This window comes from Dryocola clanedunensis subsp. sulfonylureivorans (genome assembly GCF_016756775.1).
GTDB lineage: Bacteria > Pseudomonadota > Gammaproteobacteria > Enterobacterales > Enterobacteriaceae > Dryocola > Dryocola clanedunensis.
Map to the genome: position 1 here is coordinate 1 of NZ_JAERMU010000004.1, position 17,527 is coordinate 17,527.

The following is a 17,527-nucleotide window of genomic DNA, read 5'->3' on the forward strand; positions in this document are numbered from 1 at the left end:
AGAGTGAACATATTTTGTCTCCTTTCACCTGAGCCAACACGTCATTCCAGCCTTGTACATACGAAGTCAGAGCTTCTGGTTACCGTTCGGATTTTGAGTGACGTGAAAGGTGAAACGGAGGGCTTAAGCTACGAAGAAAGATCGGCGTCTTCAGGGCGGATACAAGCTTCCTCCGTTTCGTGTAACCGGTAGCTAACCAGCTACCGGTCCAAGATACAAGGGCGGATAAGCCTGCGTCATCCGCCGCAGATCCCTATAAAGAAAGCACCTGCTGCAATACCGGCCCTATCTCGACAAACGCGTCCGGGGAAATGATATCCACGTGCGCGCAGTCCAGGCGGTGGATATCCAGTTCGGCAATCCACGGCGACCAGGTTTTCTGCGGATCCATCCCTTCCGGCAACGTTCGTTCGGCAACAAACAGCGTTGCCCTACCGCTAAACGGCACGCTCTGCGCCGTGGTTAACAGCCGGACGGCATCGCCGTAGTTGCCTTCGATAGCCTCGAACAGCGCGTCTGACGCCTGCCCCTGCTGGGCGGCGACAAAAGCTTCCCGTTCGCGGTTTATCTCGTCCAGCACGGCCGGATCGAGTTCATTCGCCCCTTTCTCGGCCCAGCTTTGCGTTTCCGGCGGCCAGGTATCCAGCAGGCCCAGGAATGCCACTTCCTCTCCCGCCTCCGCAAGCCTTGCGGCAATCCCCTGCGCGAGCGTGCCGCCCAGCGAATAGCCCAGCAGGTAATACGGCCCGTGGGGCTGTAGCTCTCTGAGGGTTTGCAGATGCGCTTCGCAAACCTCTGCCAGGTTTTGCGCCTGCTGCATTGGGCCCGTCGGGCGCGGAGACTGAATGCCGGTCACCGACCAGCGCGGATCCAGATAGCGTTGCAGCACGCTGAACTGCCAGGCAAAGCCCGACGCCGGATGGAAGCAGTAGAGCGTCGGCCCGCTGGATTTGCGCAGCGGCAGCACGGCCTCAAACCCGGCGCGGCTCGCCTGCTCTTCGCTATGTTCTTCGGCAAGCGTTTCGGCGAGCTGGCGCACCGTGGAAGCAACCATGATTTGCCCCACCGTCAGCGGCCTGCCGAGGGTACGACGCAGCTCCGCCGCCAGGCGCATCGCCAGCAGCGAATGGCCGCCCAGCGCAAAGAAGTCATCGTCGACGGAGTGAACGTCAGCGCCAAGCAGCCCGGCAAAGGCTTCGGCGACAGTTTTTTCCAGAGCCGTTTCAGGCGCACGCCCCGCAGCGCGTTTTGCCAGCTCAGGCAGCGGCAGCGCCCTGCGGTCCAGCTTGCTGTTGGCGCTGAGCGGGAAATCATCAAGCTGCACAAGCGCAACCGGCACCATATGCGCCGGAAGCGTGGCCGAAAGCTGTTCTCTCAGCTTCTCAAGCGGCAGCGGCCCCCCGGAAGCGGAAACCAGATAGCCAACCAGCTGACGGGCATCACCGCCGCTGGCCGCCGCCTGATTGAGTACGCAGGCGTGCGTGACGGCCTGCGCCACGTCTTCCAGCGCCTGCGTTGCCCGGTCGATATCTCCCAGCTCAATGCGCTGGCCGCGAATTTTGAGCTGATCGTCGCTGCGCCCCAGATACTCCACCGCGCCGTTGTCCAGCCAGCGGGCCACGTCACCCGTGCGGTACATACGCTCGCCGGGCTCGAAAGGATCGGCGATAAAGCGGCTGGCGGTGAGATCCGGGCGGCCAAGATAGCCCTGGGCCAGCTGGATCCCGGTAAGGTAAAGATCGCCGGCGATGCCCGGTGGCACGGGCCGCATTGCCGCATCGAGGATCCGCAGCCCGGTATTCCACACGGGCCAGCCAATCGGCACGCTGCTGCCGGTCACGCGGGCAAGATCTTCGCCATAAGCCGGATACCAGCTCACGTCCACGGCGGCTTCCGTCGGACCATAGAGGTTGTGCAAAGGCGCGTGGGTGAGCTGCTCCCATTCCCGGCACAGATCCGCAGGCAGCGCTTCACCACTGCAGAACACGCGCCGCAGCGTGGCGCAGCTGGCAATCGCTGCGTCGCCGTCCAGCGCAGAAACGAAGGCTGCCAGCATCGACGGTACAAAATGCGTTGTTGTGACACGATAGCGGCTAAACAGCTGCTGTAGCGCCTGCGGATCGCGATGCGCTTCCGGCGGTGCCATAACGAGCCGCGCGCCGACAATATAGGGCCAGAAAAACTCCCAGACCGAAACATCGAAGCTGCACGGCGTTTTTTGCAGCACCACGTCTTCACCGCTGAGCGGATAGTGGTTCTGCATCCACAGCAGGCGGTTGACGATAGCCTGCTGCCCGACCATGACGCCTTTCGGGCGGCCGGTTGAACCGGAGGTGAAAATCACGTAGGCGGTGTGTTCCGGTCGGGATACGTTCAGCGGCAGAGGCCGATCCGCAGCCGGAAGCAACCTTTCGTAGCAGAAAGTGTTCAGCCCTTCGGGAGCGCTAAACCGGGCCAGCTGATCTGCGGAGGTGATAAGCAGGCGCGGCGCGGCGTCTTCGAGCATCATTTGCAGGCGGTCGTCGGGGTAGCCGGTATCCAGCGGCAGCCAGGCCGCCCCGGCCTCAACAATCGCCTGTAAAGAGAGCGACAAAAAGACCGATCGGGGCAGCGCGACGGCAACCACATCCCCCGGCTTCACGCCCTGGGCGATTAATTCCCCCGCCAGCGCCAGCACCTGGCCGCGCATTTCGCGATAGGTAAACTGATGCTGCGCGTCGGCCAGCGCCGGGGCGTCCGGCGTGCGCTGCGCCTGCTCCGCAATCAAAGCGCCGAGCGTGGTGGCCGGAACCGCCGTCTGCGTGGCGTTAACGCTTTCCAGCAGCTGCGTTTCTGAACTGTGCAGCAGCTGCGCATCCGAACAGCGTAGCAAGGGGTTAGCCGCAAACTGGCGCAAAAGCAGCGGCAGGCGCGCCAGATGCTGCTCCAGCGTCCGGGCCTCGTAGCGCTCGGCATTCGCCAGCAGCTCAAGGGTAAACTCCCCCTGTTCGCCGATGTAGAGCGCAATTTCCAGGTCGCGCACCGGGCCGGAGGCCAGCTGGTGCGTCACGCCTTCGGTGCCGTTGAAATCCAGGCGGTAGTCGAACATCTTCAGGTTCAGCACCGGGCCGTAAAGCGGCTCGCCGCTGGAGACCTGGCCCAGATCCCGCTGGATCTGTTCCGCGTCGTAGCGCTGATGGCGGCGCAGGGTTTTCAGCTCTCTGGCAATCTCCTGCGCCAGCTCTGGCAAAGTTGCAGTCGGGATAATACGCACGCCAAACGGCAGCACGTTAAGCACCGGGCCGGTGGCGCACAGGGCGGCGGAACCAATGCGGCGCATAAAAATAAAGCCTGCGGAGTAGTCCATGCGCCCGCTCAGGCGGCCCAGCCAGAGCGCGACCAGCGCGAGCGCCATGTCGGCAGGGGTTAAACCGGCGCCGTTGACCAGCCCGTGAAACTCCGTCCGGTTAAAATCAAGCTTCTGGCGGATCAGGTGCGTGGTCGACCCCTGCCCGGTCAGCGGCTGGGTAGAGAGTGTGGCAGGAGGCGGCAGCTGGCGGGCTTTTTCGCCCCAGAACGCCGCGTCACGCTGCCGGGTGCCCGATTGCTGGTAGCGCTGATACTCCTCAACAACATCGCTGAACGGGGTGAACGGGTTCGGCTCGGGCTGCTCGCCCCGGCAGTAAGCGGTGTAAATGTTGGCGATGCGGCGGGTAATTGCGGTGAAGCTGAAGCCATCGACCACCAGGTGATGGAAACGCTGATACCAGAACCAGCGCGTTTCGCTCAGGCGCAGCAGCGCATGGAAATATAACGGCCTACCGCTGGCGAGGCGTAAATCCCGATCCAGATCGTCACGCATAATAGCCAGCGCGGCTGCCTGCGGATCGGCTTCCTGACGCAGATCGCGGCAAAGCGGCGGCGTAAAGGTCGCCTCGGGATCGATCCACTGGCGGGCCTCGCCGTCTTGCTCAGCAAAGCGCATGCGCAGCGTATCCGCTTCCGCCATTCCCGCCACCACGGCTTTGCACAGCAGCGCTTCGTTTAGATCGCCTTCCAGCTCGACATAGTGCGCCACGCTCCAGGCGTTAGGCTGCGGCGAGAGCTGATCCGCCATCCAGATGCCCGGCTGGGCGGCGACAAGCGGCAGCATTTCAGCCTGCTGTTCTACTGGGTTCATCAGAATTTCACTCACTTCCTGCCTCCCGCATCAGCAAAAGAGACGGGCTGCAGGTCACGCCAGTTTTCTTTAAGCCAGCGGGAGCACTCTTCCTGCCCCGCCGCCTCGCACACCATCTGCCATCCCGCAGGCAGCGCGCAAGCTTCCGGCCAGAGGCTGTACTGACGGGCGGCGTTCTGAAGGATAAAAAACCGCCCCTGCGGGGCGTCGAAAGGGTTACTGTACTCCATGCCTTACTCCTGTCTTTAAGCGCTCTGCCAGAGCCAGCTAAGCCCGTCAATCAGGCCGCCGCGCCAGCAAAGCGCATCGTGTCCGCCGTCAACCTGACGCCAGAAAACAGCCTGCTGTGTTTGTTGTAGTAAGGGATACAGGTTCTGATTGACCTGATAAATAAGCGGCTCGCGGAAGCCCGCCTCAAGATAAATGCGCAGCGGCTCAGGTTTTATCGTGCCGTCTGCCAGCTGCCTGATGAGCAGCCCGTCCTGCGCCTGCGGATCGCGCTTCGGCCACCAGTACGAGCCGGACTGGCTGAGGACGCAGCCAAAGGTCTCGGGCCAGTGCAGCCCGGCGTACATGGCCGACAGCCCGCCGAAACTCTGCCCCGCCACGACGGTGGTTTGCGGATCCTGGCGCCAGCAGGTCTTTTCCCGCAGCTGCGGCAGAAGCTCTTCCTGCACGGCAAGCCAGAAATCAGGGTTGCAGGGCAGCTCTTTACTGCGGTGCTGGGTGTCGATGACGTCAATCAGTACATACACCGCTTCGGGCAGTTCACCCGCGTTAGTTTGCGCCTGTAGCGCGGGCCAGACCGGCAGGCTTTCCGCCCAGAATTGACCATCAAGGAGAATGGCCAGTGGGCGCTCATCCGGCTTGTTTTCGCCCGTTGTGAATACCCAGACGCGACGCTGATTGCCCAGCCGTTTACTATGCCAGGTGATGCACTGCGGAGTTTGCCACTCCTTCGCCGGGTTGTCCCAGCCGGCCTGCACCGGCGAATCCGGCAGGTGGAGAGCGGATACCGGGTGCCCACGCCCGCCCTTCCAGCTGTCCGGGTTCAGCGGGTCGGCAATCGCCAGCGGCAGCAGTTTGCGCCAGCCTTCGCGCAGCGCGGTACGGTCGGCCCGAAAGCCCTCGAAGGCCGCCGCCGGGAAATCTTCTTCGCTGGCTGAGGGTATAAGGCAGTAGGTGCCGCGCCACTGCGAGCCGAGCTGCGTTTGCCACTGCCAGACGTCTGTGCCGGGCAGGCGCGTCAGGGACTGCGGCTGCGAGCGCTGGTGGTGATCCGTTACGCCGGTGATGTAAATCCACACGCGTTTAATGTCAGAGGCATTTTCGTCTCCGGCGGGATCGCGCCACCAGAAGGTAACCGAGCAGCTTCCCGGCTCCCCGCTGGTCACGGTTGGTCCCCTCTCCCGCGATTTTTCCTGCCACCACGCCTCACTTCCCGGCTCTATTCTCGACACCAATTCATAACCCCATGTTATCAATGGAATATTAATCATAACCCTGAAATATTCTGATAATACTATTGATAATTATTTGCATTTGCAATAGCGTATTCGCGCTCTGTGAGCTACGGCTTCTGAGCTAAAACAATAAGTTGCCGAATTGCAGGGATAATGCTGCTTTTTTGTTTCAGCATTAGCACGCGGTATCGGTTTCACTCACGGACATCCATGCTGCACTCCGGCCCTCTGGGCAAGGAAAACGCGGAGCTCAGCGGAAAAGCAGGCCGCCATAATGAATAAGAAGATCCAGTATTCCCTTGCGATGCTCATCAACATGGGAATTTACAGCGCCGCGCTCCCCGCGCTTGCTGAAGAAAACACAGCCGACGATAAAGAAACTGCCCAAACGCCCGTCCAGGAAGACACCGTCGTGGTGACCGCCGCCCAGCAAAACCTGCAGGCCCCTGGCGTGTCGACCATCACCGCTGACGAACTGAAAAAGCGCCCGCCCGCACGCGACATTTCTGAGCTTGTCCGCACCATGCCGGGGGTGAACCTCACCGGTAACTCCACCAGCGGCCAGCGCGGCAACGGTCGCCAGATTGATATTCGCGGCATGGGCCCGGAAAACACACTGATTCTGATCGACGGTAAGCCGGTGACCAGCCGTAACTCCGTGCGTCTGGGCTGGCGCGGCGAACGTGATACCCGTGGCGATGCCAGCTGGGTACCGCCGGAAATGGTCGAGCGCATCGAAGTGATCCGTGGCCCGGCAGCGGCCCGCTATGGCAACGGCGCGGCGGGCGGCGTGGTGAATATCATCACCAAAAAAGGTGGTGACGAGTGGCACGGCACCTGGAACACCTATCTCAACGCCCCTGAACACAAAGACGAAGGCTCCACCAAGCGCACCAACTTCAGCCTCAACGGCCCGCTGGGCGGGGATTTCAGCTTCCGCCTGTACGGTAACCTGGATAAAACTCAGGCCGACGCCTGGGACATCAACCAGGGCCACCAGTCCGAACGCACGGGAATTTATGCCGATACGCTGCCCGCCGGTCGTGAAGGCGTGATTAACAAAGACATTAACGGCGTGGTGCGCTGGGACTTCGCGCCGATGCAGTCCCTCGAGCTGGAGGCGGGCTACAGCCGCCAGGGCAACCTCTATTCCGGCGACACCCAGAACACCAATACCAACCAAATAGTCAAAGACAACTACGGTAACGAGACCAACCGCCTCTACCGCCAGACCTACTCCCTGACCTGGAACGGCGGCTGGGATAACGGCCTGACCACCACCAACTGGGTGCAGTACGAGCACACCCGCAACTCGCGCATGCAGGAAGGGCTGGCGGGTGGCACCGAAGGGATTTTCGCCAGCGACAAGTTTAAGGATATCGACCTGAGCGACGTGCTGCTGCACAGCGAAGTGAATATCCCAATAGATTTCGTGGTGAACCAGAACCTGACGCTGGGCACCGAGTGGAACCAGCAGCGCATGAAGGATCAGACCTCTAACGGCCAGACCTTTATGGGCGGGTCCATTCCGGGTTACGACAGCACCGGCCGCAGCCCGTACACCCAGGCGGAGATTTTCTCTCTGTTTGCGGAAGACAACATGGAGCTGACCGACAGCACCATGCTGACGCCGGGCCTGCGCTTCGATCATCACAGCATCGTCGGCGACAACTGGAGCCCGTCCCTGAACCTCTCCCAGGGCCTTGGCGACGACTTCACCCTGAAAATGGGCATCGCCCGCGCCTATAAAGCGCCGAGCCTGTACCAGACCAACCCAAACTACATTCTCTACAGCAAGGGCCAGGGCTGCTACGCCAGCGGTACGGGCGTCGGCTGCTACATGATGGGTAACGAAGACCTGAAGGCGGAGACCAGCGTCAACAAAGAGATCGGCCTTGAGTTCAAGCATGAAGGCTGGCTGGCCGGGGTGACCTGGTTCCGCAACGACTACAAAGACAAGATCGAAGCGGGCTACTCGCCGGTAGGCCAGACCTCCTCCGGCGCAACCAGAACGGATATCTATAAGTGGGACAACATCCCGAAAGCCGTTGTTGAAGGGCTGGAGGGCACGCTGAACGTCCCGGTAAGCGACGCCGTCAGCTGGTCGAACAACCTGACCTACATGCTGCAAAGTAAAAACAAGGAGACCGGCGAGCGCCTGTCCGTCATTCCTGAGTACACGCTGAACTCCACGCTGAGCTGGCAGATCCGTCAGGATATCTCCGTGCAGTCGACCTTCACCTGGTACGGCAAGCAGCAGCCGAAGAAGTACAACTACAAGGGCCAGCCGGCGACCGGTTCCGAAACCAACGAGGTTAGCCCGTACAGCATCGTCGGCCTGAGCGGCACCTGGGACGCCACCAAAAACGTCAGCGTAACGACGGGCATCGACAACCTGTTCGATAAGCGTCACTGGCGTGCGGGTAATGCCCAGACTACCGGCGGCAACACGGGTTATATGTACGGCGCGGGTGCCGAAACCTATAACGAATCCGGCCGGACTTACTATGTGAGCCTGAACACGCACTTCTGATTGCGTAACGCTGGCGCTTTTCCGCAGGGTGGAAAAGCGCCGGTGTCTTCCACCGTTATAAGCGACCAACATGATCTGTCAGCTAACCTATTTCGACTTTCCCACTACCTCGCAGCGCGTCTACCGCGTGGATTTCGACGCCTCAACTTTTCAGCCTGACGATCTGCTTTGCTTACCACACCGCGAGCAGCTTTCCGGGGCCGTCACTAAGCGCCGGGCGGAGCATCTGGCGGGAAGAATCGCCGCTCGGGAGGCGCTGCGTTTCTATGGGGTACAAAATTATGTGCCCGGCATCGGGCTGCATCGTGCGCCGTGCTGGCCACCAGGGCTTACCGGCAGCATCACCCACACGGGCAACGTTGCGCTGGCAACGGTGATGCAGGATCGCCAGGGGGAACTTTGCGGCGTGGGCATTGATACCGAGATCATAATGAATGCTTATGACGCACAGAATATAGCCGAAGGCGTGGTTAATCCCGCCGAGCGGGAATTGCTGCATGTTTGCGGCCTCCCCTTCCCCACGGCGCTGACATTATCGTTTTCCGCTAAAGAGAGTTTATTTAAGGCGCTGTACCGCCACGTCGGCCGCTATTTTAATTTCACCGCCGCAGAAGTAGTTAAGATTACCGGGCGGCAGCTCGCACTGAGGCTTGTTTCTCCGCTTGGGCCATTCCGCGAAGGGGACACCTTCAGCGTGAGCTGGAATAGTGACGGAAAGCAATTAACCACGCTAATAAGCCTTTAAAGAGAATAAAAATAAATCGCTTGCCGCCACGTCATAAGTGAATGTTATAGTCAAAAAACAACCAACAAACACAATATAACAACCTCTGACGACAAGGAGTTCCCCTATGGCGAACACGGTTTCCCTCGAACAGTTTTTATCTTCCGTCCAGCAGCGCGACCCGCATCAACCCGAATTCTCCCAGGCCGTACGTGAAGTGATGACGACGTTATGGCCCTTCCTGGAACAAAATCCACAGTATCGACGTTCAGCCCTGCTGGAGCGCCTTGTCGAACCGGAGCGCGTGATCCAGTTTCGCGTTGCCTGGGTGGACGACAGCAATCAGGTGCAGGTTAACCGCGCCTGGCGCGTGCAGTTCAGCTCGGCCATCGGGCCATTTAAGGGCGGCATGCGCTTCCACCCGTCGGTTAACCTCTCCATCCTCAAGTTCCTGGGCTTTGAGCAGACCTTCAAAAATGCCCTCACCACCCTGCCGATGGGCGGCGGCAAAGGCGGCAGCGACTTTAATCCGAAGGGGAAAAGCGAAGGCGAAATCATGCGCTTCTGTCAGGCGCTGATGACCGAGCTGTATCGTCACCTGGGGCCGGACACCGACGTTCCGGCAGGGGATATTGGCGTGGGCGGCCGCGAAGTGGGCTTTATGGCGGGCATGATGAAAAAGCTCTCCAACAATACCGCCTGCGTGTTTACCGGCAAGGGGCTGTCGTTTGGCGGCAGCCTGATCCGTCCGGAAGCCACCGGCTACGGCCTGATCTACTTCACAGATGCGATGCTGCAGCGCCACGGGCTGGGCTTTGAAGGCATGCGCGTGGCGGTGTCCGGCTCCGGTAACGTCGCGCAGTACGCTATTGAAAAGGCGATGTCGCTTGGCGCGCGGGTGATTACCGCTTCGGATTCAAACGGTACCGTAGTGGACGAAGCGGGCTTCACCCCGGAAAAAATTGCCCGCCTGTGCGAAATCAAAGCCAGCCGCGACGGCCGCGTAGCGGACTATGCGCGTGAATTTGGCCTGACGTATCTGGAAGGCCAGCGGCCGTGGAGCGTACCGGTAGATATCGCCCTGCCGTGCGCCACCCAGAATGAGCTGGATGCAGAAGCCGCCCGCGTGCTGATTGCCAACGGCGTGAAGGCGGTAGCGGAAGGGGCCAATATGCCAACGACCATCGAAGCGACAGACCTGTTCCTGGAGGCCGGGGTGCTGTTCGCGCCGGGTAAAGCAGCAAACGCCGGTGGCGTGGCGACGTCGGGCCTGGAGATGGCGCAGAACGCCGCGCGCTACGGCTGGAAAGCAGAGAAAGTGGATATCCGCCTGCACCACATCATGCTGGATATTCATGAAGCCTGCGTAAACTACGGCGGCGAAGGCAGGCATACGCACTACGTGCGCGGAGCAAATATTGCCGGTTTCGTCAAAGTCGCCGATGCAATGCTTGGCCAGGGCGTTCTTTAATATTTAATGGCGCGCTGCTAATACAGCGCGCCATAATAATTATTCTGCGAATTAATTTATTCACCAATAAATAACAACCCGGCTTTAATTCTTTCATTAAATATGCGAAATAAATATACGATTAAACGCCCTTTCTAAACGTAGCATCAACGCCAATCGGGAAACTCTTTTTTTGTTCGCTTAATAATCTTATTTTAAGACTTCTCTCGTAGGGTAAATCCCACACCTCGTTATTCTTATGCGCGGTCATTATTTATTTAACCTGAATTATATTATCCGGAAAGACGATGAAAAAGCTCACCCTGATTACGCTGGCAATTCTGCTGGCCGGCTGCAGTGCCCATAATTTAAACCCGCAGGCGCAGCGCGTCCGCGTCACGAATAACGAGCCGGGCAAAGAATGTAAGTTCCTCGGCGATATTACCGGCAGCCAGGGCAACTTCTTTACCGGCGGCTGGACGTCGAACAGCAATCTGGAAACGGGCGCGCGCAACGACCTGAAAAACCAGGCCGCAAATATGGGCGGCAACGTGGTGTCCATTATCACCCAGCGCGCAGGGCAGACGGGCGGCATGTACGACGGTTCGGGCAGCAGCGAGCAGACCAACGTGACGCTGACCGGCAACGTTTATCACTGCCCGGAGGCATAAGGGTTTCTGCCCTCTCTCAGGGAGGATAAGCCGCGCTATAACCTTATAGTTTAGCCGTCTAAGCGTCTTGATTGCCAAATCTTAACGTCATGCTATAGTCCCAGGCATTACCTGCATCACGTTAAGGTCGCTTAAATGACTCAGAAGGCTTTGATTCCCGAGAGCAAACTCCCCGCTCTTGGTACCACCATTTTCACGCAAATGAGCGCGCTGGCCGCTCAGCACCAGGCGATAAACCTCTCCCAGGGCTTTCCTGACTTCGATGGCCCAGCGCTGTTGCAGGAGCGCCTCGCCTGGCACGTTGCGAACGGTGCCAACCAGTACGCCCCGATGACGGGAGTACAAGCGCTGCGGGAGGCTGTTGCGGATAAAACCGTCGAGCTTTATGGCTACCGCCCTGACGCAAACACGGATATTACCGTCACCGCCGGAGCGACGGAGGCGCTGTATGCAGCAATTACCGCCCTCGTCCGCCCCGGCGATGAGGTGATCTGCTTTGACCCAAGCTATGACAGCTATGCCCCGGCGGTAGCGCTGTCCGGCGGCGTGGTGAAACGAATTGCCCTGCAACCGCCGCAGTTTCGCGTTGACTGGCAGGCGTTTACCGCCCTGCTTAGCCCGCGTACCCGCCTGGTGATCCTCAATACGCCCCACAATCCTTCCGCGACAGTCTGGCAGAAAAGCGATTTTGCCGCGCTCTGGCAGGCCATTGCACAACATGAAATCTATGTGCTGAGCGATGAAGTTTATGAGCACATCTGTTTTGCCGACGAGGGGCACGCCAGCGTGCTTGCCCATCCGCAGCTGCGCGAGCGGGCGGTAGCCGTCTCATCCTTTGGCAAGACGTTCCACATGACGGGCTGGAAGATAGGTTACAGCGTAGCCCCGGCGGCGCTGAGCGCGGAAATCCGCAAGGTGCATCAGTATCTGACCTTCGCCGTGAATACCCCCGCACAGCTCGCCATTGCCGATATGCTGCGCGCCCAGCCGGAGCACTACCGGGAACTGCCAGATTTTTACCGCACGCGGCGCGACCGGTTTATTCAGGCGCTGGCAAGCAGCCGCTTTGAGATCCTGCCGTGCGAAGGAACCTACTTCCTGCTGGCGGACTACAGCGCGATATCCGATCTGGACGACGTGAGTTTCTGTCAGTGGCTGACGAAAGAGGTGGGCGTGGCGGCAATCCCGCTGTCGGTGTTCTGCGCCGACACCTTCCCGCATAAATTGATTCGGCTTTGTTTTGCGAAGCAGGAGACGACGCTGGATGCGGCGGCGGAGAGATTATGTAAGCTTTAGCGGCGGATCGCGCTGAGCTATCTGCCTGGCATAGAAATGAAGAAGCGGCACTAAAGCCGCTTCTTTTCATCTTACAGATACACGAGTTCAATCGTAGTCAGACCATCAAGCTGAACTTCTTTTGTCAGATCGAGCTCTGATGCTTTGTTCAGATAGGCCTGAATTTCCATTGTTCCTGACAGCGTAGTAAATGAAACCGGAGTCGTTGTTCCAGTTGCACCCCAACTAATCAGACGATCGTATTTATCGCTGTAAAACTCCGCATTACCTGAGTTGAAGGTGTTATCCCCCTCGGCAGTACTTTTATAAAGAACGTCAACCGCATTGCCATCGGCCGTTACAGAGCCGTCCGTAAACTGAATGCCATAACCGCCAATGTCGTTTGCTGAACCATCAGTGCCCAGACCAACGATTGGAGTAAGATGATTAGAGAACAGATCAACAGGTGCATAACCTGAATTCATTGGTCCGGTTTCAGTAACCCCGGCGGATGTACCAGGGCGTCCATTGACGGCGTGGATAGCCAACTTCGCAGGCGCATCACAGGTAATGGTAAGATTCATCGACTTCAATGAAAGTACAGTATAGTCATCAGCCGCCAGGGTATTTGCTGGAATAGTGCCATAATCAACCGTACCGCCGCCGCCAAGCGTTGGCGCACAGGCTGCCGGAGAAATGGTACCGATGACTTTTACATCCACACTATCTGCGGCAAAAGCTGAAGCAGTTGCCGCCATCATTGCCAGAGCGCAGAGCGTTTTTTTCATGTTTTTCATAACAGACAATTCCATTTTGTTAAATAATAAAGATTCATCTCAAAATATTCAGCTATGAACATCAGGACTTTCTTACATTCACATTTATCGATAATGATAAAAGGATGATGTAGACAAACTCTGTTTTCAGAAGGGAGTTTTTTACAAAATAATGACGATTAAATCTGAATGAGACAGAGCCTGAATGAGAAACAGGATAACAGGTTTAGCTGCCCCTCTGTCATCAGGTTTACAGCAAGAAAAAACAGAAGAAACCACTATACCGCAACCATAAAATCAATATAACCATTCAAAAAAAAGCAAAAAACTAACAAAACATGCTAATGCTGTAAAATAACACATCTGAAACCGGGTAAAAAAAACAATCAATACATCCAACTTCTTTATCCACAAAAAAAGCATTTTTAACTATTTTCATACTGGATCGTGATTTATTTTAGATATACTAACTAAATTATTAACATACAGTAAATAGCCAATTGAATACGGGAGGGGGAATTTTTGTAATGTTTAGAATAAAAACGGTTCAGTTATTCACTCTACAAATACAAACTCCTGTATAGGCGCTGGTCTTTATTCAGGTAAAAAACAGCGGCGCTAAAGCTGCCTGAGATTGCTGACAAAGAAGGAAAAATCTTGTTTTTTCCTTCTTTGTGGGAAGCACGCGAAAATCAATGAATTGATTTTCCTTGTTATTGTTCGGTGAGACCATTGCGAAATGCATCCGCTTCAGGTTTGTCATCAGTCTGAAGCGGCACGAAAGCCGCTTCTTGTCATTTTAAAGATAGACGATTTCGATCGTAGTCAGGCCATCAAGCTGGACTTCTTTTGTCAGATCAAGTTCAGAAGCTTTGTTCAGATAGGCCTGCACATTAAGTGTGCCAGCCATGGTTGTGAAGGCAACCGGGGTCAGCGTACCCGGCGCTGCCCAGGTAAACAAGGAGTCATTGTTCGGATCATATAATGGATAATCAACATCTTCCATCGTATAACGAGAACGATCGCTCATGTCTGTCAGAATCAAATCGACAGCGTTGCCATCAACCTTCAATGAGCTTTCAACAATACCTATTCCATAGCCCCCAATATCGGATGTTCCATCAGCACCAAGCCCGACGACAGGATACTGACCAGCAGGGATATCTAAAAGAGCGACAGGTGCCAGAGCCGAAGACATTGGCCCACCTTCAGCTGCACCCGCGGTTGTTCCGGGACGGCCATTGAGTACATGAATACCTACTTTCGCCGGTGCGTCACAGGTAATTGACAGTGAGACCGTTTTAACAGCCAGCGTAGTGTAGTCATCTGCCGCCAGAGCGTTCGCTTTAATCGTGCCATAATCAACCGTACCACCGCCGCCAAGCGTTGGCGCACAGGCTGCCGGAGAAATGGTACCAATGACTTTTACATCCACGCTATCAGCGGCATACGCTGTAGCTGTAACGGCTATCAATCCCAGGGTACAGATCGTTTTCTTCATATTTTTCATAACGGATAATTCCTTTTTGTTAAGTAATATAAAGCTATCAACATGATATTCAGCCATGAACATCCAGTACTTTCAGAAAAGCTATTATAAAACACCAATAATTCTAAAAAAAACCGCTATGTCCGACACCCACAGATATAATTAAAAGCATTGATAAAGAAGAAACGAAAACCACAAATAATCATTCCGCAAGTGGTCTGAACAATTAAAAACGTAGCATCACTTCCCGCCCCCTACAACCAGGTTCACAAGAGATGGAAAAACAGGATAAGCAGTCAGGGAATAGCTATTTCATCAACATTATTATGGGATAATAATGCAACTCACCAGGCATACAATTCAGAAGGGAGCAAAAACGCGAACAATTTCTTTCAAAAAAAAACAATCACCATATTAATCTTTTTTTTCAGAAAATATGATTCATTTAACTAATCAAAAAATTTTGACGACCTTTTATTTTTACATCTTTAATTCACTGACTGGATCGCTAACTTATTGTGTAAAATAGAATTAATGGGGGCAATATGCCCCCATGCAAATATTAAGCCGTGGGCACTATTTTAATATCCTCCATGCCGATCCCCAGCTTACGCGGCTCATGGCCGAGAATATTGCCCTCGTTAGAGAGCTGCGGCTCCGGCGGGACGATTTCCAGCGTGGCGCTGCGTTCCGGGTTATCAAAGTGCAGCGTGGTAGTGCTCAGCTCCGCGCCGAGCGTCAGCGTTTGCTGCTGGTTACCCACTTTTACCGGCACCGGCTTGCCCACGTTCGGGCCGAAGGCTTTGGCGGTGATCACCAGATCGAACTTCTCCGGCAGCGGTTCGGCGTATTCGATTTTAACCTCCGGCGCCAGGTTGGCGTTCGACCAGCGCCCCCAGGCTTCTGGCCGTGAGATCCCGCTGAACTGCTTAACGTTATCCGGGGCGCCCGGCACGCTAAAGATAAAGCTGTCTGCCTGGTAGCGAATAGCATTCTCATCCACTTTCAGCATCGCCACGCTCTGATTAAAGCGATCTTTATCAAGCTGCTCATCCACAAACTTCACCGGCTGTTTATCCAGCTGCCCCTCAACAAAGTGAACCGTTGGTTTGCCGCCTAGCTGCCCCTGTGCGACACAAAGACCGGTAGAGAGCGCCAGCTTGGGTTCCCAAAGGCGCGCCATTTTGAAACAGCGGTCGACCCAGATAAATTTATCCTTTACCGAGAAATCCGCCAGCTGGTAACGCAACGGCGCGGAGTATTCGCTTTCCGGCAGCGGCTCGATTTTGTCATCGGATACCCGCAGTAATAGCGGCATCTTGAAGTGCGCGTCAGAGTAGCTGAAGGTATTTTTCTTCTGATCGATGGAGTATTCACTGATGGTTTTTGGGAAGTTCCATAAATCAATAATATCCGGCTTCCAGCCGAGGACTTTCTGTTTGATATTCAGGAACACCGAAGAGAGCGACTCCCCGGAGAGGCTGCTGCGCCCGAGGCCGAGATAGTTATCGCCGCCCAGAATATCCAGCACCGTCGCGCCGTTATCCATGGTGCTGCGTTTTACCGGGATCAGCTTCTGCTGCGGCTTATCGCCACGGATCACGAAGAACAGGTTATCCCGCTCGTGCTTATTGAGATACTTGTAAGCCGTGTTGTTCATCGCCAGGTGGTCGGAGGAAACCACAATCACCGTGTTTTTAAAGTACGGCGAGGCCTTAATTTTTTCGATCAGCGCCGCAATATGCTCCTGGCTACAGGCCACCGCGCTGAAGGACTGGTTAACCTTGCCGTCGAACTCATAGCTCCGGCGTTTACAGGTTTTAGAGATAAAGCCGTCCGGGTGGTGAGTATCTACCGTCAGCGTAAACAGCGAGAAACGCTTGTTCGACTTTGAAAGCTCGATGTATTTCTCAAAAACTTCATCCAGCACGGTATCGTCATAGTAGCCCCAGTTATTTTTATAGCTCGGGTCCGCCACCATGCTTTTCAGCTCCTGGGCGCCGTACATATAGTCGAAGCCGTGGGACTGTAAAAACACATCCTTACCCGCGAAGCGCAGATCCGCACCCTGCATAAAGTAGTTTTCGTATCCCGAGGCTTTGAGGATATCCCCCAGGCAGACGTTCTTCGGGAAGAAGCTCGACATAGACGCCGATGAGTTGCCTTCAAACGGCGCAAACAGCGGGATGCCACACTGGGAAGCGACCATCCCGGCGATGGTGTAGTCCGTGCCCGGCAGCTGCATGGTATGGCTGAAATCCAGCCCCGAATCTTTCAGGCTGGTTAACTCCGGGGCAAGATCGGGATAGAGCTCCGGCTGGAAATAGGTACGCTCAAGACTTTCCCCGTAGATATAGACCAGGTTCAGCTTAGGATTGTTGATTGAGCCGTGAGGGACTTTATAGTAAGTGGCAAAGTCTGAATCGCCCGTGCGGCTCTGCGATTTCACTAACTCCACGACCTGACGAAACGCTGACGAGGCATCCACCGAAGCCAGCGCCAGCAGCAAGGCCAGCAGGCTGTAGCCAAAGTGGTGCGGATGGTTTTTACGGCGGCGCAAAATCCAGGTCAGCAGGCCGAATACCACCACCAGCCCAAACGCAACGCCCAGCCCAGGTAAGACATATTTGCCGATGCCCGCGCCCGTCAGGCTGCTGGTCAACGTATAGAGAACGGCGTCGTTGATCCCGTCCCCGGTAAAATAGTTACTGGCGACCAACGTCACGTTGAGAATGATGAAAAAAGTTAAAATCAGCAGAATAGAGCTAAACCACCAGATATTTCTGCCGGCTTTTACGGCATACACAGCGATGGCTGCCACAAACAACGTAATTGAAAGCAATTCCGACAACGCCTGTTCCTCAATAAAAATAGACGCACCGGGCGCCACGCTAGCCTCAGAGATTTTCTGAGCGCTCAATCTAGCCTTGAACACATAACGTTGCAATTTGTCTGTCATAAAACTGTGCTGCATTTCGGAATTGTTG

The 17,527-nt window shown here is 56.0% G+C and carries 11 protein-coding genes; 5 read left to right on the plus strand and 6 right to left on the minus strand.

What is annotated here, in order from left to right; translation table 11 throughout:
- Positions 1-253: 253 nt before the first annotated feature.
- The 3 genes from HYQ67_RS04900 to fes are packed head-to-tail and all read right to left on the minus strand — an operon-like array spanning position 254 to position 5,619.
- Positions 254-4,159 carry an enterobactin synthase subunit F gene (locus HYQ67_RS04900; protein WP_202302404.1) on the minus strand — a complete coding sequence of 1,302 codons (3,906 nt, stop codon included), beginning with the start codon at positions 4,157-4,159 and terminating at the stop codon, positions 254-256.
- 11 nt (positions 4,160-4,170) lie between these two features.
- Positions 4,171-4,389, minus strand: coding sequence for an MbtH family protein (locus tag HYQ67_RS04905; protein WP_202301962.1), 219 nt, complete (start codon positions 4,387-4,389; stop codon positions 4,171-4,173).
- A gap of 15 nt (positions 4,390-4,404) precedes the next feature.
- Positions 4,405-5,619: an enterochelin esterase gene (fes, locus tag HYQ67_RS04910; protein WP_431355427.1), complete on the minus strand. Its 1,215-nt coding sequence runs from the start codon at positions 5,617-5,619 to the stop codon at positions 4,405-4,407.
- A gap of 277 nt (positions 5,620-5,896) precedes the next feature.
- Between fes and HYQ67_RS04915 the strand changes: the two genes are divergently transcribed.
- The 5 genes from HYQ67_RS04915 (at position 5,897) to HYQ67_RS04935 (ending at position 12,296) form a co-directional block, all read left to right on the plus strand.
- Positions 5,897-8,155: a TonB-dependent siderophore receptor gene (locus HYQ67_RS04915; protein ID WP_202301966.1), complete on the plus strand. Its 2,259-nt coding sequence runs from the start codon at positions 5,897-5,899 to the stop codon at positions 8,153-8,155.
- Between the two features lie 70 nt (positions 8,156-8,225).
- Entirely contained in the window at positions 8,226-8,900 is a 675-nt protein-coding gene (entD, locus tag HYQ67_RS04920) for an enterobactin synthase subunit EntD (RefSeq protein WP_202301968.1), read from the plus strand.
- A 106-nt stretch (positions 8,901-9,006) separates the two neighbouring features.
- Positions 9,007-10,350: an NADP-specific glutamate dehydrogenase gene (gdhA, locus tag HYQ67_RS04925; protein WP_202301970.1), complete on the plus strand. Its 1,344-nt coding sequence runs from the start codon at positions 9,007-9,009 to the stop codon at positions 10,348-10,350.
- Between the two features lie 287 nt (positions 10,351-10,637).
- Positions 10,638-11,000, plus strand: coding sequence for a DUF4156 domain-containing protein (locus HYQ67_RS04930; RefSeq protein WP_202301972.1), 363 nt, complete (start codon positions 10,638-10,640; stop codon positions 10,998-11,000).
- 135 nt (positions 11,001-11,135) lie between these two features.
- Positions 11,136-12,296 (plus strand): pyridoxal phosphate-dependent aminotransferase, encoded by a 1,161-nt coding sequence (locus tag HYQ67_RS04935; RefSeq protein ID WP_202301974.1) that lies wholly within the window; start codon positions 11,136-11,138, stop codon positions 12,294-12,296.
- A 71-nt stretch (positions 12,297-12,367) separates the two neighbouring features.
- On the opposite strand, the gene HYQ67_RS04940 is transcribed toward HYQ67_RS04935, so the two are convergent.
- The 3 genes from HYQ67_RS04940 to opgB all read right to left on the minus strand — a co-directional run bounded on the left by HYQ67_RS04940 (position 12,368) and on the right by opgB (position 17,391).
- Complete coding sequence (locus HYQ67_RS04940) at positions 12,368-13,072, minus strand: DUF1120 domain-containing protein (protein WP_237391099.1); 705 nt, start codon at positions 13,070-13,072, stop codon at positions 12,368-12,370.
- A 778-nt stretch (positions 13,073-13,850) separates the two neighbouring features.
- Positions 13,851-14,618 (minus strand): DUF1120 domain-containing protein, encoded by a 768-nt coding sequence (locus tag HYQ67_RS04945; RefSeq protein WP_237391100.1) that lies wholly within the window; start codon positions 14,616-14,618, stop codon positions 13,851-13,853.
- A gap of 484 nt (positions 14,619-15,102) precedes the next feature.
- Complete coding sequence (opgB, locus tag HYQ67_RS04950) at positions 15,103-17,391, minus strand: phosphatidylglycerol--membrane-oligosaccharide glycerophosphotransferase (RefSeq protein ID WP_202301976.1); 2,289 nt, start codon at positions 17,389-17,391, stop codon at positions 15,103-15,105.
- Between the last annotated feature and the right edge of the window lie 136 nt (positions 17,392-17,527).